This is a genomic window from Candidatus Lokiarchaeum ossiferum, assembly GCA_025839675.1.
GTDB classification, from domain to species: domain Archaea; phylum Asgardarchaeota; class Lokiarchaeia; order Sigyniarchaeales; family Promethearchaeaceae; genus Lokiarchaeum; species Lokiarchaeum ossiferum.
In genome coordinates this window covers 3,253,274-3,278,012 of the sequence record CP104013.1, presented here as the reverse complement: position 1 = coordinate 3,278,012, position 24,739 = coordinate 3,253,274, and the positions used below count along the sequence as shown (strand labels likewise).

The following is a 24,739-nucleotide window of genomic DNA, read 5'->3' as shown; positions in this document are numbered from 1 at the left end:
TTCAATAGTCTGCCCTTCATAGCTAACATTGATGGCCAAAAACAAAGTACCTTCCAAAAACTTATGTTACATATGTCAACAGTGGCGTGCTGATATGTCCCCATTTATTACGGTAACCGAAAAAAGACCCAATAATTCCATTCCATATCCATTACCTATTTTTTTTTGTAGCTCGTGCCTTGCGAAAATATCGAAAAACGAAAGAACAATATTAAAATCATGGGATCATGTACTGGGAGGGGAAAAATTATTAAATACGTGGCTTCATATGCCCTTATTTACGGGAAATTTGCGGTTGGTTGATAGAAAGCGTAAGGAAATCATTTTTGGGGATTCATTAAATGCAGAAGAAATAAAAAAAAAGTGAGAGCAAAACTACTCACTATCCCGAAATTTAGACAAATATATTATAACGTTCCAAATAATTCCAGCCCGGATTCAAAATAGTTCCTCCTTGATAACCCGTTCGACTCCACGGTAAAAGAGAACCAAATGCCAAATCCGCCTGAATATATTTGAAAATTGGATCTTCACTTAGAGTGGTTGCACCTAAAGTATCCCAGAAAAATGATGCAACATAAGTATTTCTTTTCTCCCACTTAGCATTCTGCATAATCTTATCAAATTTGCTGACTGTTCTATACTGTGCGTGGGTGGCATCAGTAGTTTGAAAGACTTTAGTTATTTCCGAATCGAAATTTTCAAGCACTTTTCCAGCGAAACAGGTATCAAAAAACACACATTTCCTGTAGGCACTAAATAACTTCAATCGATTTAAAAACTCTTGTCCCGAAATTTCACCAACATCCTGGTCAAACACCTCATCGTCATCATAAAGAGTGAAATACGCCAACGGAGTTTCTTCTTCATTGTCCTCCACCAGCCCATGTCCTTGGATCATTATAAATAATTCATCATCCGCTTGAATAAGGGGTGTCCACTGATACAATTCATTATAAAACTGATTTCGGGTGTAACCTGTATAAACATGCACTACATCATAATTTAGCTTATCGAAGACTCGAGAGTAATAATTTGCCCAACTTGGCGAAACTATGTCTGGATTAATGAATATCAAGGCAATTCGCAATCCCGAGACCCGTTCTTGATCTGGTTCTTGAATTGGCGCAAAGAAATAATATATATCAGGAACATTGTTTTCGATTAATTCCAGCTCTGAATTATATTCACAAGGATCGAGTCCATAATATTCTTCCCATCCATCGGGAAGAAAATCTAAATCACTATCTCGGCACATTGGATCTAAATACCGATAGTTATCTACCGCAGGATTAGGTTCATGAATTTGATCTAAATCAGCTTGTATCAAATCAAGTTCTTGCTTATCACTCCAATTATCATTATCTGAATCAACAAGAAGCGGATTTGTATAATATGTTGCATATTTATGTTCATGATAAAGCTCGTCTAGATACATCATATCATACCCATTTATTTCTTCCCCATCGGTCAACCCATCCCCATCCGAATCCGCCGTGGTCGGGTCGGTGCCATATAAGTTGACTTCATCTCCATCAGTCAGCCCATCACGGTCAGAATCATAGTGAGTTGGATCGGTATGATATCTAAATAATTCTAAATAATCATTCAGCCCATCTTCAGATCCAATCGGTTCAGAGTCAATCCGAGTTGGATCAGTAATATATCCGTAGATACCACAGATTTCATCCCAATCATTTACCCTATCATTATCAGAATCACATTTCCAAGGAGAAGTTTTTAATCCAGATTCATAAATATGGGTCTCTTCATACTTGTGGCTTAAATGGTCCCTATCGAAGTCTATTATTCTTGCATCTCCTGCATCATATTCATTTGCCCAATCATACGAAATTGAGTCATAGTAACTTGTACCCCCCCCATTTTCTCCCGAATGGAGATATATTGATGTAATTCCAGCAACGTCATAAAGACTATATTGTCCAATAGTAACACCATTTATCGATACAGTACAAATATCAGACATACCATCATAATATAAACAAACAAAATACCATTGATTTGGATTTGCTTCTATGGTAGAAACAGCGGTACTATATGTTGAATAGCTCGTTCGATGATAAACTTTAAAATGACCATTATTGATCCCCACGGACAATAACCAGTAATTATCCCCAAAATTAATGCCCATATACGCATTATTTATGATACTCGATCCAGATATCCATCCTTCTACACAGCCTCCAACCCCTAAAGGAGTATTAATGTTTAGTTTTGTAAAGCAGCTCGAAGAAGAAACTAAATCGGTTATTGCCAATACACTTGAGTGTGTGGTCACTGCATCTAGGATTTGATAGCCCGAATTAACATCGGAAGACCATTCTTGACAGCTTGCTAGAGGATCTTGATTGTAACTATCATCAAAATTGATAATGCCAGCATATTCCATAAAAGAATCCACACGCTGTTTTACCCAGTTCACTTGAATGTTGTCATAATAACTTTTTCCAGATCCAGTTTCTCCTGAGTGTAAATATAGACCATCAACAAAAGAGGCATATTTTGTATTGAATGGTGTACTTCTTACCTCAACCCCATTAACAAATATTCGACAATCATCTTGCTCGCCATCATACTCCATTTTAAGGTGGGTCCATTGATTTGAAGCAACAACGTTTGTGTCGTAGACACTATACGAAGCATGATCATTGTGGTAATAAACTCTGAATTGATTATTTATTATCCCAATCGATATCAACCAATTATCCCCTTCCATCAATCCGAAATAACCATTATTATTTCCTGGTGAATCTGTTTTTAAATCCCATTCAATAGATCCAAAACCAGCGGGAATTTTTTTTTCCACTTTTGAGTATACGGTGGGAATTTGTCCATAATCATAGATTCTTAAAACCTGATCATATGGAGATTCGGCTAGTTCTACAGTTCTAAAAGATGAATATCCGCCTGCAGTTAGTTCCCAATCTAAGGGTAAAAACCCAATCGAATCTTCCGAAAAATCATCAATTAGTATGGTAGTTACTTCATCTTGGAAACTATTAAATGCTTCATCCTTAGAAACTCCAACATAGATATCATCCAGAAAAGTTGATTGGGAGCATGTTGCAGCATAAACATAATTTAAATTGCTGATAGGCTTGGCTTGTTCTGAAAGGATCATCTCCCCATCCAAATATGCTTCGAATTGACCATCAGACTCATATGAACATCCTATGTGGTACCATTGATCTGTTTCTACGTCAATGAATGTATCATGCTCTTGTCCATCTCCAAGCCAATATTTTAAACTCGTTCCCGCATGAATTCGCATTCCTACGGCCCCAGTGTTGATGGTAGATGGGCTTAAATTCACCCCCCCATAATCATTCGATTCCCCACCAGTTACTTTCACGCAATAGGAATACCAAATTTTGTTTCCTGCAATATATTGCGGAATTATATCCTTTTGGACTAATCCCCATCCGGCATCATATATTTTCATTACCTCCCCTCGATCTTCATCCATGAAATTGGATAATTCCGAAGGACCATAATTTGGCACATTTGTCCATTCTGAAATATTGATTTCTGCGACCCCAGTTCCCATATTAGTATATATTAAGGCGGAACAGGTCAAAAGAAGCAACGCATATAACGATAGCAGTCTTTTTTTTTGATTCATTATGTTTACCTTTTTTCTTTTAAATATTGTTCAAGTAGAATACAAAAAGGATATTGAAAAATTACTATTAAGGAGATGTGGAACAAAAATCGGTTTCTCACTTTTGTCCATTTATCCTTTTGTATTCAAATGGTTACATCCATAATACTGCTTTTGATCTATAAAAACCACTCGCAATTTGCACAACTATCACAATCGTGATCTTTTTATAGGTGCTTGATGAGATATCAATGGATGTTTCGGAAAGATGTTTTTCTTCTTATTTTTCGGGTTTTCATAATGAAAAGAATTTCTTGATTTTCATCAAAATTTCATAACTCATATTTTCTCCGTTTAAATCAAGAAAATATTATCAAAAATGAGAAAAAAAATATACTTATAGCCTGAGAAAAAAAAAGCAATAAAAATCTAAAAAGAATCGGTGGATGTGAGTTCAAATTTAAAAGTATCTTCAACCATAATTTCTGTGGATTCTTCCCATCTTCCAAAGATCCAATTATAGGAAATCCCAGTCAAGAATGTTCTTTGAGTTATCGTAAAAGTGTATCTGTCACCAATATCCATTGTTTCTTCAAGATGTTCAATTACTTCGTAAAAATTTAAATTAAATCCCATAGCAAAATTTGTACTACCCCAAGAAACTCCAGATACGAAATCAAAGTCATATTTGACTTGATAGGTATAAGGATCATTATCTAATGTATCACAAGTCCACTCGGGATGTGGTGTATTTTCCTCAGAATAAAAACCCACAAGATCCATAACCAGGGAAATTGGTCCCAAAACATCTTGAAGTGATTCAGGTACGGTATCATACATATCTAATAATTGTTCTGTTACTTGGTAGAGTGTCCCAACTCCTTCAAGAATTTCAGTAACCTCATTTAAATCTGTAATAGTGTCCAAATTTTCAATCATGTTAATTAAGTATGGATCTATTAGATTACTGATTCCATTTGCTGTAGATAAATCGATAGGACCATCAGGACCATTGATCTTTAAATCAAGTTCCATTTTAGTTATACTTGATTGAGGTTGGGTAATTCCAGTCCCGAATATATCAAATAATTTTGCATGAGAAACAAAATTGAAGGAACCTGTATCACAAAAAGAACCATCCAAGTGCATCCCTTCCAAACCATCATCATTCCAATTCCGATCAAAATCGACAGAGGACATTATTTCATAGAACCCAGGTCCTTTACCAACGCCTTTTTGGACGTTATTAATGGTTAAATGCCCATCTCTCCCTTCATTAGAAGGATAAGTTTCCATCAATTTATAATAAGGCCATTTCCATTGGATTATTTTAAAATTATCAAATCCAAAGGAGGGTATCTCAGGAGTATTAAAAGTCGTTGTTCGAGTAACAATGATTTTGGATAACATTTTTCCCATCTCGATGGAGTAGTTACCCATTGAAGTATCTGCAAAATATAGGAAAATATCGGTATGATCGCCAACAAATTTTAAGGTTATCCTCATTTCATGCATAATTTTATTTGGATTAGGTACTTGAATAATATCCGAGCTGAAAGAAAGAAGTGTAGTATCACTAATGTAGAATTGATCACCTTTATAGTTCAAAGCAAAACCTTTTCCTGAAGTATCTTTAATATAAATTTGCCATGATTCTTCACCTCCTAACCAATTTTGCCCAACATAACATGAAAATGCAAAATTTTCCATGACATCTAGTTGTTGTAATGGAATTTCTATACTGCGAGAATCGTGCCGATATGTGGGACTGATAGAGAGCATAAAATTGTCGCTTAAATAACTAGTATCATCCCAATCATTTGGTATTGCTTGGATGCCCACATCTGAGCTTGGAATCACCCATTCGCTTGGAACATAACCTCCAAGGGTGCATTCATCTGTAAATACATCGCTGGGATCCATAGGATTTAATTTCCCACGAATTTCGAGGAGATCAGAAAATTTATCACCATCCGAATCCGCCACTAGAGGGTTAGTGCCATGATTATTGACTTCTTCTCCATCGGTTAACCCATCCCCATCCGAATCCGCATCCGTCGGGTCGGTGCCTAAATCAAGTTCCTCTACATCAGATAACTCATCCAAATCCGAATCAATCATAAACTCCGTGAAACTCCACAAATTATCCGTTCCAGTTTGGCGGGTTTTAAGCTTGTCAAAAACACCTTTCGAATACATGAATTCGGAATCATCAAAGGGATTTCCATCTAAAGATCCATCTAATGTTTTGATATTGGGTCCTCCAGTAATAGTGATTGATAAATCCAACCAATCCTGGTCCCCATAATAAATATACTGATCCCTCCACCCGTTGCCAACCCCATTATGAATATAGGTGGTATAGAGATGTAGATTAATAAATCGAACTATGAAATAATCACCATCGTCAAAATAGAAGTACAAGTATTTTTCTTGAGAATCATGCACTTTTATTTTACAATGAAATCCGACAGATTGAGCTCTTAGGCCATTCAATCGATGTTGAAACCAAGTATTAGATGAACCTTCCGAATTTAGCTGATATATCTTTGAACCGGTAGATGAATCTGTGGAAATATCAACTCTGCCTGGACCACCTTCTGGATAGATCAGTGTAAAACCATTTGCCTCATCGGGAACCGTTGGATCCGTTCCATAGATAGAGGCTTCTTCCCCATCATAAGCAAAATCGCCATCAGTATCTTTAAGGAGAGGATCAGACCCTAGCATAGCTTCCTCAACCTCATCCAATCCATCCTGATCATTATCGACTGCCATATCGGAAATCAAAAGACTTCCGCTAGTTTGAAGACGCACTCTTAAGTATTCAATTTTCACATTGAATCCACTAGACATAAGGACAGGATAAGTAAATGGGAGCCCATTTATGCTCATTTTTAATTCTTTCGTTACAGAATTCTTTTGAACGATATCAAATTCGATATGATTCCAATCCCCATAGCCGTAAGACCTCTGAGAAACCCAGTTTGGCACGTCAGCATTCGAAACATATGATCTGATCCATTGATTTTCGAAGTTGATAATGAAATAAGCCCCATCATCAAAATAAAAATACCATTTTCTAGCTCCTCCATCCAGAAATTTCAAATTGCAATCAAAATGCAAGAAATTGTATTCAATTCCCGATTTGGTATATTCATACCACGTATTCAGTCCCACGTCCATCTCCAATTCATAAATATCTGAATACAGCTGTCCATCGTCCGTTTCATCATTAAGGGGTATTGCAGATGCAGAGCTTTCCGCAGGATAAATTCTTTGCCAGGATTCCTCCAAATAAGACACTTCGACGTCAGAAAAGAAGACGGAACTTCCGGCCGTCATTGTGCGCATTTTGAGTGCGTCAACAGTACTGTCACTATCCAGTTCGATCGAAAAAGAATCGGTTCCTAAAGTTACGGTTAATAATTTTGTGGTGGAGCTGGTTTGAATCAGTTCTAACTGAAACGACAGCCAAGTATTATAACTATAATCCATATTTTGGCTTTGTTTTACCCAATTATCTGTAGTGTATGAAAACACATCCCCATTTTCATATTGCAGTAGGAAATATTGGGAGGGATCGTTATCCAAATACAGATAAATGTGTTTCCGACCTCCATTTTCAAATTTGATATTGCATTCAAAGTCTAATTCTTGATGTCCTGCTTCTAATGGGGAATAATCGTACCATGTATTGGTTGAACTTGCAGGATCTAACTCGGAAATTGCAGTATATCCGTTGGCATCATAGAGTGGACCAACATTTGCACTATCATCAGTATTATAGGTTATTTCCCAGACTCCATTACTTTGACCCACCGTTGCACTTGCGAAGGAAAGTTGCGCTTGGGGGAAGATGGGGACCATGAGGATTCCTACAAAAAAGATGAAGATTAATTTTTTTGGTTTCATATTTTTTTCACTTTTTGGTTTTGCGTTATTAGTAATTTCATGTTTCCAGTTTCGAATACATTTTCTGAAAATTATCCTTAGGTCTTAAAGAGATGTGGACTAAAGTTTGAATGCCACTTTTGTCATTTCATCCTTTTGTATTCAAATGGTTACATCCATACTACTGCTTTTGATCTATAAAAACCACTCGCAAATCTCAATTCTGTCACAATCGTGATCTTTTTATAGTTTCTTAGAAACCAAAAGATGATTCATGCCCCCCTTTGCCGAGTTTCCCTTCTGTCTCGAAAATTGTCATGTGTTGGAGCCTCTCCCCCATCATCCGAAGGTTGTAGATTTTCTCCGAGGTTTAAATGTACCTCCACGAATTCTTCCTGACCTCTATACGCTCTCGGTGCCTGCCGCAAAGTTAGCCCTCTATGAGCAACATTACGGGGTTATTCAAGAACAACATCCTTATCGTCCCTTGGCCTTTGGGGTGGATGATTGGATCGTGGCCTATCTGGCCGCCGAAAACCAATGGGGGGTGGCGTCTTTGGATCATCATCTGTTGATCAACCTCCGGGAATTTTTGGACTATGAAGCCTATTGGCCCGAAGACATTGCCAACTTACCCGCGGATGCAATGGTTTTGATCGATTCCAATATCCTGCTGCATTTTTGTGATCACCAGCGATCACAACGGGAGCGGATTCGACAGATGTTTACATCCAATCCGAGTGTGACCTTCATTCTCTCAGCGAATATTTTAGAGGAGATGGGGCGGGTCTATCATCGGAAATTTGATCGATCGGCTCTTCCGTCCTCGCTTAAAACTCCTTCCTATCAGGTAAAGGAAACGGACATCGCCGTGTTTGTGGAAGATTTTGGTCGTTTTGAAAGTGGAAAGGCACGTCGGAAACGAAAAGCGCGCCAAAAGACTCTAATACAATCCAAATATCCTAGGAAAACGAAGTGGGAACGCATGGTCGAAAATTATTAAAAAAAGGGAAAGTAAGAATTTCTCTTAGGGCGTAGTGTCAATCACTATGTTCTTGAAATACATGGTAAAATCCACGTACCCATGAGTATCTTGATAACAAAGATAGATATTGTATGTTTCACCTACTGTTAAACCTGAAAGGATTTTTTCTGAGTAGACGTAATTACTTGACTGGGTGAAATATTCTTTATCGATAATAGGATGTTCATTGTTAACGATGGGATAGCCCCAATTTGATTTATATACACGAACCGCCGGGGTCAATGCATACCCTGGATAGCAGGTACTTCGCTCATCAACGCTGATTTTGACACTTGTACTTTGGGCAACAAAATTCGTGGACATTCCAAAAGTTCTACCAGAATAGGAGACTTGTTCGACTCGTATTTCATTCCCCGACACGGTCCAATCTACCTTGGAAGCATCAGTCGCATAATAATCAAAACAACCCCAAAGATCCCGTACTTCTTTGGTCCAAGCAATTCCATCCACATACATAATTCTTCCGAAATAGGCATTCACACTGTCAGAATTACTATAAATCCATCGTCCATTATGACGATATTTTAATCGATAGGAAGCGGATCCTTGAAAAGTATGACTTGGGATTCCACTGATAGTCATGTAGGAGGATGAAAAACTCACACTTTTTACATTTCGCCAGGTCCCACTCTCATATCGTTGAACATTTCCATAACTACTTCCAGGATAATTCTGAATTGCTACGGTTGCGGAAAAAGTCTTTCCCGCTTCGACGGAGGATGCAGCATTAAAATTCACTTCCGGAGGTTCTTCGGGAGGTTGGTAGGCAGCTAAAACCCCCGACATTTCCCCAAATAGAGTCATGAACACCACTAAAGTTCCTAGGACACGAATCATCGTTTTTGATTTGCTTAAATTTGTTTTTGTCATTGTTTGTTCCTCCAATTATTTAAGGGGTTAAATCCAACACAAAATTCTTGGAAGTAATTGTGAACCCTTGATAAACGGAATTATCGCGACTTGCATGAAAATAGTAGTAGGATTGTCCTACATCTAATTCTGTAAACAAGTGAGTGTGATGAGTATAGGAAGTGGAATCGCTAAAGTAGAGCCAACCAACAACTTCCCAATCGAGATCATAAATAATTGAATATTGGCCTACTCCGCTATATTTGTTCGTCGATTCTTTGGAATCGAAGTCAATTCGAATACTCGTGCTTTGAGCGACAAAAGTTGTGGACATTCCAATAAACCTGTTATAATTTATCCCAGTAGTACTCACCGAAATTTCATTGGTATTTGCAGCCCAAGTGTAGTGATGGGATTCACTCGCATAATAATCATTTAATCCGCTTTGATCACGAATTTGTTTTTCCCAAGTTCGTCCTTCAAGATACATTGTTCTACCAAAATTAATTTTGACGCTATCCGTATTACTGTAAATCCAACGAGAAGGAGCCCGATACCTTACGCGATATAAAACTGATCTTTCATAGTATGGGCTCGTCGGAAGACTCACACTCACATGGGACGAGGAGATCGTAACTCGTTTGACATTTTGCCATACACCATTTTCATAACATTGAACATACCCATAACTGCTTCCGGGATAATTTTGGATATAGATAGAGGCAGTAAAGGAGGTTCCCGCGATGACGGTAGACGGCGCATTCAAATTTACTTCAGGAGGTTCCACCGGAGGTTGATAGGCGGCATTTCCTTCGGAAAATTGTCCTGCAAGCAGGAGAAATAAAAATACAAAGCCTAGCAAAGGCGTTATTGTATTTTTAGTTTTCAATCGGTTTTCGTTCATTTTGTATACCTTCAAAAAAAGGGGGAGATTCCCTTCAACCCCTTTCTTATGACTATATTATACACTAAATATTTAAATTAACTGAATCAAAAATACAATTAACCAGAATTTTCTGTATAAAAAATACATTGAATTATAAAATAAAAAAAACTGCTCCCATGATGGCATTATTGCAATCACGGAAGATAGCTTACCGATAAGGGAAACGGAAGTTTGATTGATCGATTGTGGACGGATTCAAAAAAACCAATAAGGGTCGATCGGGGTAATGAAACCGCTTTCATAGTATTTCTCGCTTGAAGAGAAGAAGGACTCTTGATGCGATGATAGGGAAACGATTTCTTTCGATCAAGATCGGCATCGTCGGATACCACTACATGAAGAAATCGGCTTGCCACAGGTAGATCACGGTGGCTCCTGCCCCACAGAACATTTAACGGACAGCGAGAATTGTCACATGCTGGAATCCTTAGATCACCATCCGACCACCGTGGATTTTCTTCATGGATTGAATGTCCTCCCATCCACATTCCAGGAACTTTTTACCCTTTCGGTCCCGTCGGCGAAGTTTGCTCTCGATGAACAACACTACGGGTGTTTCATGAACAACATCTTTTAGGTTCATGCCTATTTGAGCATCCTAAATTCTCCAAAAAATTCAATTGTCAACCCATCTTATTAGTATTGATGGTCAAAAATGAGGAACCTTCCAAAAATCTATGCTACTTTTGCCATAGATGGTATACTGATATGGACCCATTTATCACGGTAAACGAACAAACATCGGAAAACACCCCTTATTTTTCGCTTCCTATCTATTTCTGTAACTCATGCATTGCTAAAAGAACCGTAAAAGAATTAAAAATACTAAAATCATGGGACCACTTACTGGGAGGAAAAAAGTTATTAGATACTTGGTACCATGGGTCAAGATTTACTGGGAGTTTACGTTGGTATGATAACAAGCGAAAAGAAACCTCCTTTGGGGAATTAAAAAATGCTATTAAAAAAAAAAAATAGAGGGAAATATTGTTTAATATCCCAAATATTATGATAACATTCCATATTTAGTCAAAAAATTCCAACCTGGATTCAGAATTGTGCCTCCTTGGTAACAAAAATCATTCCATGGTAATAACGATTCTAAAGCTAGTTCTAACTGAAAATAATTGAAGATTCCATCCTCACTTAAAGTTGTTGCACTCAAAGTTTGGAAAAAAAAAATTGCCAACCGAGTATTTCTTTTCTCCCATTTTGCATTTTCGATTGCTTCATCATAATAAGTGCATGTCATCACAGCTGCATGAGTAGCATCAGTAGTTTGAAAAACTTTGGTAATTTCGGAATTAAAACTTTCTAACACTTTTCCAGCATAGCAAGTATCAAAAAATACACATTTCCTCAAAGCACTAAATAACATCAATCGATTTATGAAGTCTTGTCCTGAAATTTCACCATTATCTCCATTATATAAAGTATCTCCATCATAGAGAGTAAAATACGGTAAAGGTGTCTCTTCTTCATCATCCATCACAAGCCCGTGCCCTTGGATCATAATAAACAATTCATCATCCCATTGAATGAGAGGTGTCCATTGATAAAGTTCATTATAAAACTGATTTCGAGTATATCCTGTATATACATGAACAACATCATATCCTAAGCCATCGAAAAATCGATAGTAATAATTTTCCCAACTTGGGGTGAATGTTTCCAATTCAACTATTTCTTCTTCTTATTGTGATTGTTAGTTTGTATTGCTTGATCCCATTCAATGAACAAATTATCCAATTGAGCAAGATTGGCTGATAATGGAAGGATTTCTTTGCTATACCGAATAGATTCTTTCAATCGTATATACTGAAATCCATTGAGTTTTGTTCCGATTTCTTTTAAAAATCCAAGAATATCCTTGGATGTCAGAGTATTGAATGAAAATTCTTGTCTTATGATTTTTTCAGCTTGAACGAGCGGAATTTCATCGCCCGGCATGAGTTCTCCAAATAATTCACTTATTAACTTGATTAGTTTTTGTTTTTCAGCAGCTAATAATTTGGGTGTTAGAAAGTTTTGAATTTTCTTCATATAATGATCTGGAATACGATCAAATGCACCATTCTGAATTATCTCGGGGATTTTATTTAAACCCAGTAAAGGATGGGTATGAGTTCCTCTTTCTCCAGAAAAAGTCAGTTGGTCTTGCCATATTTTAACATTTGGCCCTTTCTTAATTTGGATGGGCTGATATCGATACTGATATTCCATCAACTCTTTAGAACTCCGTTTTTCCCATGCAAGATTTACTCCATCGGACGTAAAAATGTTTTCTTGCAACATGTTAACTCCTAAAATTCGAGAAAAAGTTTCTTTTTGATAATCTTCAAAACTTTGCCTACTTTGTACATTTCCGTTATATTTTTTACTTTCTGTTTTCCAGTAGGTGTGAAGAGCATCAAAGAGTGCATTTTTTCCCATGAAAATTAACTCTGTTGAAGAAGAAAATAAAAGTTGTGAATTAATAATCGACAGTCAGATTTTTCTTTATCAATTAGGATAAAAAAGTCCCTAATTCGATCAAAATTAATTTCATGAATTTGCAAAAACTCAATCCCTTGCGAAGTGATCGATAAAATAGCCGAAGGTGGGATGGTACGAGTCAACTGACTCTCAATATAATGATGCTCAAAATGGAAGAATAACTGTTGCTCATTTAAGGATCTCAAAATGGAAGAATAACTGTCACAATGGTGATCTTTTTATAATCCTTTAAAATAAAGTGGTGATTCATGCCCAATCCCTCCTATTTCCCCTTCTACCTTGAGCATTGTTCCATACTGGAACCTTTGGCTCATCATCCTACCACATTGGTCTTTTCCTTGGAATAAACATAATGACTAAAAAAAAGGAATTGGAATATTAAGTATCTAAATCACAATAAGCGATTTGATCGATGGCCATTTAGTCCACCTAGTATATACTGAAATGTAATACTAATTTATATTTTAATTAAATCAAAATACCACAAGGGAAAGAAGTAATGACAAGTTGGGACAGAGATGGGGATGGTATCCCAGATAGTTTTGATAATGACGTTGATCATGATGACGGTGATCTTTTTGATTTTTGGGAACATGGCCCAGATGAAGATAGTGACGATTCATCCTCGCCTGGAATTAAGTCGACATACACTAGCATTTGTGTGATAATAATTGTCATTTTCATTTTTTTTATGATAGTCAATAATAATACTTTTTAAAAAATTCTTTTTTCATCTTGTTCTGTCTTGTTTAGATTATTTCAGCTAATTTTTTTGTAATTCTCCCAAAAATGTCCTAGTTTATGAATTCAGACTTATGATCATAGTTAAATATAGTATAGAACTGAATTTATTGTTCAAAGATGTTCATAAATTATCACGTTTTTTATCTACAGACATTTTAAATTAATAATTTTGCTCTTTATTATTTTGTATTTCCTTAATCAGAAAAAAAAAGTTCCTTGATTTTATTTATCATCAAATTACAAAAGGAAGCGATTATTTTTTGAGAAGGAGCAGAAGCTGCATTATGATCAAATAGTTTCCAGTGTCTAAATTTAATTTTCTCACACATACAACGTTTATTTCTCTTGAAAAGAAAATTAAATGAAGATCAAATTCATTCAATTCATTTCTAGAGATATGTATATGACTTCTTCCTTGATCAATATTTATTCTATTTTTTTTTATTACGCATGTAAAATCGATTAATTTGCAAATTGTTTCTAATTTAGAACGATTTTCGGGTATAAAAGCATAGTGATAGTTATTTAGAATCAAATTGTCCCGAAATTCTTCAATTTCTTTAATTAGATCGACAAGATGCAAAGGAGAATAAATTTCCTTAAATTAACTTAATTTTTCTTGTAGTACAATATTGAAGCTTTTGATATCTCTCACCTCGTCAATCTCTCTCCCCATAGAATTTGGTAGCAAAGTTGTGGAATTTTTCATGTTACAAATAAAATTGAAAGTTCCAGAATAAAACCGAACTCTATCAGCACCAGTAGCAATCCCTGGATTGTGTGAATTTCCCTCAAAGAAATTTAGAATAATATTTTTGTATGTCAAATTTCTACAAAATTTAATCACATTTTTCCAATCATGTTGAGTCATGTAATAGAACCACTTGAAAAGAATTACATTTAGATCGATTGAAGGAGTTTGAAAGATCTTGGCAACATTTGGATGTTCATTTTCTTTTTTAGTACTTTTAGAATCAATTCGAAACCAATCGAACAATTTCCTCAATCGAGTCTAAATTTTTTGTAAATTCTTCAATATCTGATACAACAATGAAATCTCCATTTATTTTGAACGCCTCTGTAAACGCTGTCATTTCCTTGCATATGTTTTCCCCTTTGCCTATGGAAATATGATTGAAGAAAAACACTATGATGACCCTGTAATATGTGATGCCTGTGGATGTTATACTACAGTGGGACATGAATACCATAAGCAGTGTATTTGTAATTACTGTAAAAATGGTATAGTAATTGCTGGAAGGCGAAACAAACAATATCTTAAATAACTACCGCCTTCTACGTACGGTAATCGCACCGAACTCGAAATTTTCTTTATAGTAATCATTTAGTTTTTTGTATTTTTCTAAGTAATCCTTATCATCCTTCAATTTCACAAGATGTCCATAACTACGCATTATTTTAAAAAAACTTGTCATTTCTGCATCAGTTATACTTGCTCCACCCATATCAATTGCGATAATCCACGAATCAACGATTCTTTTAATTCGTTTGATATCTGCATTATCATCTTTCATCCAATTTTCCCATTCAAAGGAAAAAGGACCAGCACCAGCTTTCACTCTTTTAGGAGTCATCGTACACTTCCAGAGAGAATAATTATTTAAAAGCAATGATGTTGGTGGACCAATAAATTAGTCTAAAGAGAAAAAAAATGGTGGGTGACTAATCTCTTAGAAAACCTACTTAATGAAGAGTTCGTAGATTACAAGAGATAAAAATATCAAATCAAAGATGTTCTCCTTCACCCATGAGGCACATCTCTTCCAGAATTTACGTGATTTGGACATAATCTATAGAAATCATTTTTACAAGTTACTAAAAACACGACGCCTATTTAAAACTATGCTAAAATTACCCGAAACAATAATAAGGAAACCTCCCTATTTTAATGTTTACTTTTCAGCTAAGTTAATTCACTTAATTTCACTTTAATCTTTAGATATTGAACTTTTCTATTTACATCAAAAATAAATAATGGGACTTACTTATTTTTTTTAAACCCTTCGGCACAACAAGAATGTGTCGGAGAAGTTGAACTTAAAACTGAGTAAAGATATATATGAAGAATTAGAAGAGAGATTGTGGGAAAAACAGAAAGAGATTAATATTTTTTTAAATTGTTCCAAATAGGTTTTTTCTTCTTCCGTTTCAATCAACCAGTGTTCTTTTTTTATATTTTTGGGGATTCGAATCCCAGTCTGCAAATAACACATCGATCTGATCGAGGGAAGTGGAGATATCAGACTTCATGCGAATAGTTTTTTTCAACCTCACGAATTCAAACCCTGAAATATGTTCCCCTATTAAACGAAAGAAATTTTCAAGAAAGGAATCGGGAATTAAGATTGTTCGTTGAGGATGTTTAGACCAAACTTTTTTGGACACTCCCCGAATCTCCTTTGCATGTAAAATTTTATATTCTTCCTTAACCACACTAAGGGCTTCCTCGAGTTTTACTTCATCCCCTTCTTTTAATTCAGAGACTAATTCTTTGATGATCCGGATATACTTCTTTTTTTTCATGAATACATGATATTTCAAAAGACTTTTGTTTATTTCTGAGCAATAAGTCCTCAGATCCTCCAAATCAATGGATTTGTCGTTATATTGAACAAAATAGAAGGGTCCTGAATATTTGGGTCTTTGAATTTCAATCCTCACATCCTTTACGGGAAATCGATATTCCTTCTCATTGGTTTTAAACCAAAATTCTTTGTCTGTAATTCTATATTTCCCGAATACTTCTCCGAATTTTTTTTCCATTGTCATTTTTCCTATTTGCTCGGTTAACTCCTTTTGAAGTTATCTTCTACTTCCCATAAAAAATTTTAGCCTTTCCCGTTTTAAAGTGTAAACAGCCCTATTCTTCTAGGTGAATAATGAATATTTGGAAAAAAAAATGATGCTGATACTGAAGCTAAAATATATGCCAATTGGCCAGATGAGGGATACTGGGCCTTAGTATCGCCTAATGCGAGATTTTTTTTTGGGATCTCGCTCAAACGGGACTATCATGGTATGTTCACTCCAAATACAAGTATAATAAAGAAATTAATGAAAATGATATTGGATATATTCAGCAGTAAAAAATTCGGAGTTTTTGATAAAATATTATTAGAGAGAGTATGAAGATATAGGAATAATTCTCATGTTAATTTTAGTATAATGATAAATTTACTCATATCGCTGGTTAAAGTTTATGTCTATATGGTTTGCCCTCATGAAGGGCAAATACAGATGTTACGGGGGTAATACCCCTTAAAACCTATCATGATTTCATTTTGCATTGTGTCTTGTCTATTAAATTATAGCCAGAAATGATATTGGTCCCTCTCCCGAGTTCTTTTCTTATCTCCCTAATAATAAAAGTTTAAATACTATATCTCAAAAATAACTAAATATCCAAATTTATACTGCAAGGAGACTTTCTGATGTTAAGAAAAAACGAAAATAAAACGAATGCCTCTCATTTTTGGATCTTCAATTTTTCAAAGTGGGATTTAAAGATTTGTGATAAAAATAACCAACTAAAATTTACTATACCCCAATCATCAAAACTGCAAATTACAGAAGAGGAATCTAAATCGTTTTCTGAGTTTGAAATTCAAGATATGAAATCAAATATCCAAATAAAATTGGACGACAAATCGGATCAAACACTTTTTCCAACAGATTCGCCTGATAAACGTATTTTATTGATTGACACTAATGCTGATAGCACCAAAGTAAAAGGGAATATGGTTTCAAAGTTTCCACGAAAAAAGAAGAAAGAGTGGAGGTTGAAGCAAAAATTTGGGCATGATCTCTTTATAGCCAACTATCTCCCAAAAACTATTCAAGCACGATTCGATGCCGCTGATATAAATCCATATGTTAATAATCGTAAATGGGCGCCATATATTAAAATTCCCTCCGGTTACCTCAAGCAAATAGGGTTCCTGATATCAAAAACTGCGCATTTACTTCAGGTTCAAATTGAACCAGAGGGTAAAGAAGAGAAGCAACCAGATGATAAATGGAAGGATATCTATATTGGGGCCCATGGAATCCGTAGACGGTCTCGTGTGTTTAGTTTTGACATGGATAAAACACTCGGAAATCAAGTTCTCCATGATTATGATTTACCAAAAAAATATTCCCGAGATCCTTTTTTTGATCAATTCCCGCCTCATCGAAAGGTGAATCCCTCAGGAAAAATACGATCATTATGGGAGAAAATCTGGTTGGAAGTCATCGTTTTTATTATCGGAGCACTCATAGGAATAATCTTAGACTTCTCTTCATCGTTCATTAAGAATATCAAATAAACTATTGATTGTGGTTCCGATGAACTATAGCAAAGAGAATTTAGTCCTTTTTTTCTTTCTTCAAAACATCAACCCCAAAAATAGCTTTATGTAACGCTCTCAAATTCATTTTCAACCCCACCATCAAGATATTCCAATTTATGAGTTGAGAAAGCACGCTCAGATCATTTTGAATGGTATAGATCTCCTCAAAATGAATATACTTGAAAGTTTTTCCAGTATAGATTGCATACAACTTTTCATCCAATCGATCTTGCTTGACATCTCGCATATTATGGGCTTCAGTTAAACGAAACATCTTGACTTTTTGCTTGTGATACACCCAATTGAAAATTTGTTCAATATTTGGATAGGGATTATGCGGATTTCTTAAATATGTTCTTAAACACGGTAATTCACGTCTCGGATTATACTTACTATATTTGTATTTATCAGGATACCGATACATATTACTAAATCCCGAAAGTTTGGGGTTGAAATAGCATTTATTAATATTTTTTTTGAATTTGGAATCGATGGTATCAAACACAGCCAAATAAAAACCAATAATATACCGAAAACTTTCATAGCGATTCTTAATGTCTTGCATAACCTGATCCACATCTCTCTCAATATGAAGGGGATCTTCTCGGGCCTCGAAAACTAATTCCTTGAATTTTTTATTCTGTTCTGCAGGGATTTGATCTCCTTGTTTCCCCATTTGTATGGTTTTTTCTACTAAGGATTGCATTTTTTTAACTTTGATCGATATTTCATCATCTGAAACACCGACATATTTCATTTCTTTGGATAAATCAATATCTGCGTTAAGAATCTTGCCCACTTGAGTGTGGTGATATTTGATGTCTTCGGAGATCGCCCGTAATAAGTCATTATTATAGATTAAATCATTAATTTTATTTTTTTTAGTAAACGTGTTGTATAATTTGCGGAATCGGACCAAATTTTCTTTAGAATCTCGAGTCATTTGGATGAACAATTTGATACTGTCTTCTAGAAACGGATATATGGTTTCTGGTCTGAATTTACTGAACTGGCGACAAATGTTCAATCCCAAGGGTTCACAAGTTTGATGCATGGTATAAAACTGAATATATTGTTCGAAGATGTTCATAGGTTATCACTCTCTAAATTTGCATTTTTATCTGAGTACTTGTTTTGATATTTTTGGGCAAATTGATTAAGTTTTTCTTTTGATAAAAAAGGGGTTTAAGATTCTTTCCCGCAATATTTACAAAATCTACTGGTCCCTTCGAGAAATTTCCCGCAATGGATACACGTCTTACTTGAATAGGTTGCAGCTGTTGGGCTTGAGGGAAAATTGCGCGCCTTCGGGGCAGAAACAGTTTTTTTCTTTCCTAGCTTTACAATCAGAACCACCCCTCCTATAATCACAGCAGGGACTAATAAAACACTCCAGGAGAAATCATCATCTGAAGAACCATTTGGGGAACTACTTGAAGTTGTTGATGTAGATGCCGATGCTTCATAGGTGATGCTTGCAGGGGACATCCAAGAATATTCATTCTCCTTAGCATTCAATGTGATCCAGCTCGTATCTAATGGATCTGTGCAGAGGATCAAAGTTAATTCCCCGCGAAAAGCAGTGGTGAAATTAAATTCTAAAGAATCCGTACTTCCCCCCACCACAAGTGAGGTCAAATTTGCTTGAGTTTCATTAGCTGTCCATAAATCCACAAGATCCCAAGGGTTCTCGATTCCTGTAACATTAATTTCATCCCAAGACACATCTTGGATTTGAAACACCTTCACTTTCCGAGTATGATCCCCATAAACAGTGCACTTCGCAGAAAAAGAGAACTTCAAATCTTGGGTGCTAATGCCTGAAAAACCAAAGCGTAAGGCAGTGATACTCACTCCGTTAAATCCATCTCCTATGTATAAATATTCGGAAAGGCCATAGTTGGCAATAACATCCGTTCCAGAGGAGCTAGATATGGAAATAAATGTGTCAGCAATCAAAGGAACTTCGGTTACCTCGCACTCTCCCAATGGGATTCCAGAAGCAATCCCCAGTACGAGAAATGCAATTCCCCATATTTTTTTAATGGGTTTCATGGGAGAGTATCTAATGAATACCTATAAATAATTTTCGAAGTGAGAGTTGAAATTCATCTTGCCATCCTTCCTTTCAAAATATATTGAAAAAATTTTCTTTCACTTACTTTTGAACGAAATGGTATCACTCCAGTTCATTAGCAGAGACAACAATTGTTTTTCAGATATATTCATCATATCTGCTATTTGTGTTTGAGAGATCTTATTTGAAATTGCTAATATTTTTTTAAATTGTTCCAAATAGGTTTTTTCTTCGCTAAAACTCTTAAATTGAGCATTTAGGAAACTATAAATCTTATTTTTTTTTCATTTATTAAAATAAACCAAAATTGAGCCTTACCATCTTATAGAAAATTTAAATTAAGTTAGTATCAAATTTTAAAAATAAAACAGGAATTTCAGATCAATTACAATTCATAAGATAGAATCCTTAAATCAATCGATAATCATCCGAATAAAAAATGATTATACAGTATTTCAAGAAAAAAGTTGAATTCTCATACTTACATGTATGTTTATAAGTATCAAGATATGAATATATATTAAATTGACTCAAAGTTTAGATAAATATCTTTTTACTAAAAACGAAAAAGTTCTTTTAATTAAAGATAACTCTAAGATTATTTATTAGAAAAGGCAGAAAAATGTGGAATTATTATGGTAACTAATGGATTAAATAATTATAAGATTGTATATCAAGAAAAGAATAATGATTCATTATATTTTGGAGTAGAATTTGAAGAGAATGATATTTTAGATTATGTTAAAACAACCGTAAAAGAAAAATATTTTTCGGTGGAAAGTACTAATGAAATTATACAAGATCATGAAGAAAATTGGATTGAATTTGGGCTAGATTCAACAGGTTTTTCTGTTAATAATCTTTCCGATATATTTACAAGCAATCTTAAACCTAAAGACTGGAAAATTGGTGAAACATTGGCAAAATGCTTTTTAGAAGAGGAAAGAAATGCCAAGTTCTATTATGACAATATAGATGATGCAAGGAATATAAATGCAAATATTCAAGGTGCAGATATTGTAGGCTTTCATAATCATGGTAAATCATCTATTATGTTTCTATTTGGTGAAGTTAAAACATCTTCTTCAGATAAATATCCTCCTAATGTAGTTTATGGAAAATCTGGATTGGAAGGTCAGCTTACAGATTTGATAGAGGAAAAAGAAGTTGTAAATAACTTAATTAGAACCATAGCGATAAAAACAACTAATTTGAACATTAATAATGAGTTAAAAAAAAATTATTTTCGAGCTTTAAAATATTTCTTAGAAACAGACAAATGTGGATATAAAATAGTCGGAATTTTAATAAGAGATGTCAATCCAAATAAAATGGATTTGGAAAAACGATTTAAAAAATTAAATAGCATTATAAAAAAAAAAATGGTTCTTGAATTAATTGGTTGTTACTTGCCTTTTAGTATTAAAAGCCTAGAACAAATAATAATGGATGATGGAGAAAATCCAGATGGAAGCTGAAAATTTTAAAATTTTAAATTTGAAAAATGAGTCTGAAGAAATAAAAATGTTCCAGATAATTAAAGAAAAGCAAATTTACAATAATTTTAATGAACAAAAACAACTTTCCATATCAGAATTGAAATCAATTGAGAACTTAATCTTTATAAATGAATTTGCCATTATAGAAAATTGGAATTTTGCTTTTGAAACTAAAGATGAGAGAAATGTTGAAAAAGAGAAATTCTCCAAATTATGTTTTGATCAATTTAAATTAATGGAAACATTGCCAATACCAGAAAAACCATTAAGAAAGATTAAATTTATTATTAAACTTGCCTCATACGCATATTTAGGGGAAAAATGGGAAGATATTCAAAGATACCTAACAAAAAATGAATCAAAAATTATTTTTAACTTAGATGAAGAGGAGAAATGGGATAAAAAATTATTTTATACTATTTTTCATTCTTTTTTTTATTTAATTAAAAAAAACACATGGGAAGATTTAAGCAAATCAATTGATATGATAGTTGAACTCAGAAAAAATCAACACGAGTTTGAAAGAAATTATCTTGATAACAAGCCAGAAAATCAAAAATTCCAATCTGCGCATGAGCTAGCATCACTATATCATCTTGCTAAATCAACGGAATTAATTTCCTTATATTTGACACATGGTAAACCTCCAAATATTATCGAAACACTAGAGTTTCATAAAAAAAATTCTCTAATTCATAGTGAAAAAGGACAACTTCAAGATCTTAATTATCTTCAAAGGTTAATCCATTTAACATATAAAAAAATGATTTTCAATTCAATTTGGTATACAGCAAATAGAATTAATTCACGTTTTTCAAAATATGCGAATATCCTAACAAATCCAGAATCCTCTAAACCAATTTATGAATTCATGTATCCTCAGAGAATTGCATTATTAGAACAAGGACTATTAAACCCAGTTAGCAAAGCAATTGTTGTTAATCTGCCAACTTCGAGTGGAAAAACTTTAATTGCGAAGTTTAGAATTCTCCAAGCTTTAAATCAATTTGCGGAAGAAAAGGGCTGGATTGCATATATTGTACCTACAAGAACTCTCGTTAATCAAGTAACAAATGATTTAAGACGAGATTTAAGTATTGAACCACTCTCAATAAAGGTTGAAAAGATGAGTGGGGCTTTGGAAATTGATTCTTTTGAAGATAATTTAATCAATCAAAGAAATTTCTTTGATATTTTAGTGACAACCCCAGAAAAATTTAGTTTGTTGGTAAGACAGGATATTGAGAAAAATCTACAGAGAAATCTTGTATTAACTATTATCGATGAAGCTCATAATATTGGAGATGAAACAAGGGGGCTGAACTTGGAGTTACTCTTATCTGTGATAATGAGGGATTGCCCAAAAAATAGATTTCTACTTCTAACACCTTTTATCCCAAATAATCATCAGATTGCCGAATGGCTTGATCCACAAAACCCTCGTTCAATAAAAATTCAAATGGATTGGCAACCAAATCAGAGTATAATTGGTTTATATAGTATTGAAGGATCAAAACGTAATGTAAGTAGCTATTTTGAACCAAAAATAACTAGCGATAAAAAGATAAAAATAAAGAGTAAAATAAAATTAAGTGAAGAAACTCATTCAAAATACCCTTTTTCAAAATATAAAAATACAAAATATATTTTGAGTTCATATATCGCTCAGAAAGTCATAGAGAAGAAGAAAAACAATGAGAATATTATAATTACGGTAAAAACTAAAGATAGTACATGGAAGCTTGCTGAAGAGCTTTATCAAGTTTTACCTAAAAAGAAAAAAAATTCCGCGAACACATCTCTTGTAATGAACTATATAAGTGATGAGATAAGTGAAAAATTTCCATTAATAAAACTTCTTGAAAAAGGGATTGGGATTCATCATGCTGGTCTTCCAGATGAAATAAGATATTTAATGGAATGGTTAATGAAAAATAATGATTTGAGTATACTCATATCAACCACGACAATAGTAGCAGGAATAAATTTTCCTGTTTCATCCATAATCATGGCATCTTATTCTTACCCATATAAAACAATGCCTGCGTCAGATTTCATGAATTTAACTGGTAGAGTTGGTCGAATATATCAAAGTATTATAGGTACAGTCGGTATAATAGTAACAAATGATAAGGAGAAAATTAAAGCATCAAAATTTATTCATGAATCCATCAAAGCAATAATATCCATTTTGGTAAAAATGGTAAATGAATTCATTGCTTTAGGCGAAAACAAAGAATTACAAGATTTTACTTACCTTCCGGAATGGTCAACATTTGCTCAATATATTTCCCATATGTATAATCAAGCTGATTCTTTAAGCAATTTTCTTTCAAATCTTGAAATTACTTTAAATTCTACGTATGGATATAGACAACTTGAGGAAGAGAAAAAAGAAGTATTATTAGAAGCAGTTGAAAAATATGTAATGAAATTAGATAAAAACAAAGGAATAGCAAAATTATCGGATTTAACAGGTTTTTGTCCAGAAACAATTAAGAAGACATTAAAATCAGTAAAAGATAAAAACCTAAAGGAGATAGACTGGACAAGTAGTCATATTTTTTCAAGTGAGAGTGGAGTTTTAGCAGATATGGTTGGTATAATGATTGATAAAATTCCTGAAATTAGTCAAGATTTGAACTCTATAAAAGCTGATGAGTTTCGACAAGGCTCATATATTGCAAGTATAATAAATGATTGGGTAGGTGGTAAAAAAATTGATGAGATTTCTAATTTACATTTCAGTGGTATAGATATAAATTCAATAACAAAATGTATTTCTGTAATATATAGTAAGATTATTAATTTATCAACTTGGGGTTTATCCTCAATTCAAAAGTTAACCTATAATGATAAAGATAGGCAGTTGATGTCTATCGATGAGCAAAGAAAACTTAGCAATTTACCAGCAATGATATACTATGGTGTGAATACTGACGAAGGAATACTGATGAGAATTAATAATGTACCGCGAACTATTGCAAATAGAATAGGTAAAATATATTGTAAGAGCAATAAAAAAATATATGATGTTAATTCATACGAGGTAGTAAATTGGTTAAGTGATCTAGAATCTTCTAAGTGGATAGATCCCAAGAAAAAAAGTAAAATGAAAGGAGAAGATTATAAAAATCTCTGGAAAATTTTGAATGGAAAAAAATAATGAAAAATATGAATACATTAGATGAGCTTTGATAATAAGGATTCACTAG

The 24,739-nt window shown here is 34.1% G+C and carries 20 protein-coding genes; 7 read left to right on the top strand and 13 right to left on the bottom strand.

Annotated features, from left to right (window positions below; all coding sequences use genetic code 11):
- The first annotated feature begins 31 nt into the window (after nt 1-31).
- Entirely contained in the window at nt 32-367 is a 336-nt protein-coding gene (locus tag NEF87_RS13930; RefSeq protein WP_457916284.1) for a hypothetical protein, read from the top strand.
- Between the two features lie 27 nt (nt 368-394).
- On the opposite strand, the gene NEF87_RS13925 is transcribed toward NEF87_RS13930, so the two are convergent.
- Nucleotides 395-3,643, bottom strand: coding sequence for a LamG-like jellyroll fold domain-containing protein (locus NEF87_RS13925; RefSeq protein ID WP_457916283.1), 3,249 nt, complete (start codon nt 3,641-3,643; stop codon nt 395-397).
- A 408-nt stretch (nt 3,644-4,051) separates the two neighbouring features.
- A complete protein-coding gene (locus NEF87_RS13920) occupies nt 4,052-7,537 on the bottom strand; it encodes a hypothetical protein (protein WP_457916282.1) in 3,486 nt (1,161 codons plus the stop codon).
- 535 nt (nt 7,538-8,072) lie between these two features.
- Between NEF87_RS13920 and NEF87_RS13915 the strand changes: the two genes are divergently transcribed.
- Nucleotides 8,073-8,519: a hypothetical protein gene (locus NEF87_RS13915; protein ID WP_457916281.1), complete on the top strand. Its 447-nt coding sequence runs from the start codon at nt 8,073-8,075 to the stop codon at nt 8,517-8,519.
- 24 nt (nt 8,520-8,543) lie between these two features.
- Here the strand turns inward: NEF87_RS13915 and NEF87_RS13910 are convergent, their stop codons facing one another.
- The 3 genes from NEF87_RS13910 to NEF87_RS13900 form a co-directional block, all read right to left on the bottom strand.
- Complete coding sequence (locus NEF87_RS13910) at nt 8,544-9,431, bottom strand: hypothetical protein (protein ID WP_457916280.1); 888 nt, start codon at nt 9,429-9,431, stop codon at nt 8,544-8,546.
- A gap of 19 nt (nt 9,432-9,450) precedes the next feature.
- A complete protein-coding gene (locus NEF87_RS13905) occupies nt 9,451-10,314 on the bottom strand; it encodes a hypothetical protein (RefSeq protein ID WP_457916279.1) in 864 nt (287 codons plus the stop codon).
- Between the two features lie 176 nt (nt 10,315-10,490).
- Entirely contained in the window at nt 10,491-10,838 is a 348-nt protein-coding gene (locus NEF87_RS13900; protein WP_457916278.1) for a hypothetical protein, read from the bottom strand.
- Between the two features lie 163 nt (nt 10,839-11,001).
- On the opposite strand from NEF87_RS13900, the gene NEF87_RS13895 reads away from it, so the two are divergent.
- Complete coding sequence (locus NEF87_RS13895; protein WP_457916277.1) at nt 11,002-11,334, top strand: hypothetical protein; 333 nt, start codon at nt 11,002-11,004, stop codon at nt 11,332-11,334.
- Nucleotides 11,335-11,362: 28 nt separating this feature from the next.
- Here the strand turns inward: NEF87_RS13895 and NEF87_RS13890 are convergent, their stop codons facing one another.
- The gene (locus NEF87_RS13890) at nt 11,363-12,031 is read right to left on the bottom strand and encodes a hypothetical protein (RefSeq protein ID WP_457916276.1); all 669 of its coding nucleotides are present in this window, start codon (nt 12,029-12,031) and stop codon (nt 11,363-11,365) included.
- Between the two features lie 5 nt (nt 12,032-12,036).
- Nucleotides 12,037-12,789: a hypothetical protein gene (locus NEF87_RS13885; RefSeq protein ID WP_457916275.1), complete on the bottom strand. Its 753-nt coding sequence runs from the start codon at nt 12,787-12,789 to the stop codon at nt 12,037-12,039.
- A 562-nt stretch (nt 12,790-13,351) separates the two neighbouring features.
- On the opposite strand from NEF87_RS13885, the gene NEF87_RS13880 reads away from it, so the two are divergent.
- Nucleotides 13,352-13,570, top strand: coding sequence for a hypothetical protein (locus NEF87_RS13880; protein WP_457916274.1), 219 nt, complete (start codon nt 13,352-13,354; stop codon nt 13,568-13,570).
- A 630-nt stretch (nt 13,571-14,200) separates the two neighbouring features.
- On the opposite strand, the gene NEF87_RS13875 is transcribed toward NEF87_RS13880, so the two are convergent.
- The 4 genes from NEF87_RS13875 to NEF87_RS13860 form a co-directional block, all read right to left on the bottom strand.
- A complete protein-coding gene (locus NEF87_RS13875; protein WP_457916273.1) occupies nt 14,201-14,467 on the bottom strand; it encodes a hypothetical protein in 267 nt (88 codons plus the stop codon).
- A 103-nt stretch (nt 14,468-14,570) separates the two neighbouring features.
- A complete protein-coding gene (locus tag NEF87_RS13870; RefSeq protein ID WP_457916272.1) occupies nt 14,571-14,798 on the bottom strand; it encodes a hypothetical protein in 228 nt (75 codons plus the stop codon).
- An 84-nt stretch (nt 14,799-14,882) separates the two neighbouring features.
- A complete protein-coding gene (locus NEF87_RS13865; RefSeq protein WP_457916271.1) occupies nt 14,883-15,191 on the bottom strand; it encodes a hypothetical protein in 309 nt (102 codons plus the stop codon).
- A 574-nt stretch (nt 15,192-15,765) separates the two neighbouring features.
- A complete protein-coding gene (locus tag NEF87_RS13860) occupies nt 15,766-16,380 on the bottom strand; it encodes a hypothetical protein (protein WP_457916270.1) in 615 nt (204 codons plus the stop codon).
- Nucleotides 16,381-17,048: 668 nt separating this feature from the next.
- On the opposite strand from NEF87_RS13860, the gene NEF87_RS13855 reads away from it, so the two are divergent.
- Entirely contained in the window at nt 17,049-17,924 is an 876-nt protein-coding gene (locus NEF87_RS13855) for a hypothetical protein (RefSeq protein ID WP_457916269.1), read from the top strand.
- A gap of 40 nt (nt 17,925-17,964) precedes the next feature.
- Here the strand turns inward: NEF87_RS13855 and NEF87_RS13850 are convergent, their stop codons facing one another.
- The gene (locus NEF87_RS13850; protein WP_457916268.1) at nt 17,965-19,038 is read right to left on the bottom strand and encodes a hypothetical protein; all 1,074 of its coding nucleotides are present in this window, start codon (nt 19,036-19,038) and stop codon (nt 17,965-17,967) included.
- A gap of 95 nt (nt 19,039-19,133) precedes the next feature.
- On the bottom strand, nt 19,134-20,003 hold the full coding sequence (locus NEF87_RS13845; protein WP_457916267.1) for a hypothetical protein: 870 nt from the start codon (nt 20,001-20,003) through the stop codon (nt 19,134-19,136).
- 657 nt (nt 20,004-20,660) lie between these two features.
- On the opposite strand from NEF87_RS13845, the gene NEF87_RS13840 reads away from it, so the two are divergent.
- Both NEF87_RS13840 and NEF87_RS13835 read left to right on the top strand, forming a co-directional pair.
- Nucleotides 20,661-21,503 (top strand): hypothetical protein, encoded by an 843-nt coding sequence (locus NEF87_RS13840; protein WP_457916266.1) that lies wholly within the window; start codon nt 20,661-20,663, stop codon nt 21,501-21,503.
- A gap of 118 nt (nt 21,504-21,621) precedes the next feature.
- Nucleotides 21,622-24,690, top strand: a complete 3,069-nt coding sequence (locus NEF87_RS13835; protein ID WP_457916265.1) for a DEAD/DEAH box helicase — start codon at nt 21,622-21,624, stop codon at nt 24,688-24,690.
- The last annotated feature ends 49 nt before the right edge of the window (nt 24,691-24,739 follow it).

Bases quoted from the DNA above. Each gene is read 5' to 3' on its own strand.
- NEF87_RS13840 (WP_457916266.1), top strand. From the start codon at position 20,661: ATGGTAACTAATGGATTAAATAATTATAAGATTGTATATCAAGAAAAG.
- NEF87_RS13875 (WP_457916273.1), bottom strand. From the start codon at position 14,467: ATGACTCAACATGATTGGAAAAATGTGATTAAATTTTGTAGAAATTTG.
- NEF87_RS13855 (WP_457916269.1), top strand. From the start codon at position 17,049: ATGTTAAGAAAAAACGAAAATAAAACGAATGCCTCTCATTTTTGGATC.
- NEF87_RS13885 (WP_457916275.1), bottom strand. From the start codon at position 12,789: ATGGGAAAAAATGCACTCTTTGATGCTCTTCACACCTACTGGAAAACA.
- NEF87_RS13845 (WP_457916267.1), bottom strand. From the start codon at position 20,003: ATGAAACCCATTAAAAAAATATGGGGAATTGCATTTCTCGTACTGGGG.
- NEF87_RS13880 (WP_457916274.1), top strand. From the start codon at position 13,352: ATGACAAGTTGGGACAGAGATGGGGATGGTATCCCAGATAGTTTTGAT.
- NEF87_RS13905 (WP_457916279.1), bottom strand. From the start codon at position 10,314: ATGAACGAAAACCGATTGAAAACTAAAAATACAATAACGCCTTTGCTA.
- NEF87_RS13865 (WP_457916271.1), bottom strand. From the start codon at position 15,191: ATGACTCCTAAAAGAGTGAAAGCTGGTGCTGGTCCTTTTTCCTTTGAA.
- NEF87_RS13895 (WP_457916277.1), top strand. From the start codon at position 11,002: ATGGTCAAAAATGAGGAACCTTCCAAAAATCTATGCTACTTTTGCCAT.
- NEF87_RS13860 (WP_457916270.1), bottom strand. From the start codon at position 16,380: ATGGAAAAAAAATTCGGAGAAGTATTCGGGAAATATAGAATTACAGAC.
- NEF87_RS13900 (WP_457916278.1), bottom strand. From the start codon at position 10,838: ATGGGAGGACATTCAATCCATGAAGAAAATCCACGGTGGTCGGATGGT.
- NEF87_RS13930 (WP_457916284.1), top strand. From the start codon at position 32: ATGGCCAAAAACAAAGTACCTTCCAAAAACTTATGTTACATATGTCAA.
- NEF87_RS13870 (WP_457916272.1), bottom strand. From the start codon at position 14,798: ATGTCCCACTGTAGTATAACATCCACAGGCATCACATATTACAGGGTC.
- NEF87_RS13910 (WP_457916280.1), bottom strand. From the start codon at position 9,431: ATGACAAAAACAAATTTAAGCAAATCAAAAACGATGATTCGTGTCCTA.
- NEF87_RS13920 (WP_457916282.1), bottom strand. From the start codon at position 7,537: ATGAAACCAAAAAAATTAATCTTCATCTTTTTTGTAGGAATCCTCATG.
- NEF87_RS13850 (WP_457916268.1), bottom strand. From the start codon at position 19,038: ATGAACATCTTCGAACAATATATTCAGTTTTATACCATGCATCAAACT.
- NEF87_RS13925 (WP_457916283.1), bottom strand. From the start codon at position 3,643: ATGAATCAAAAAAAAAGACTGCTATCGTTATATGCGTTGCTTCTTTTG.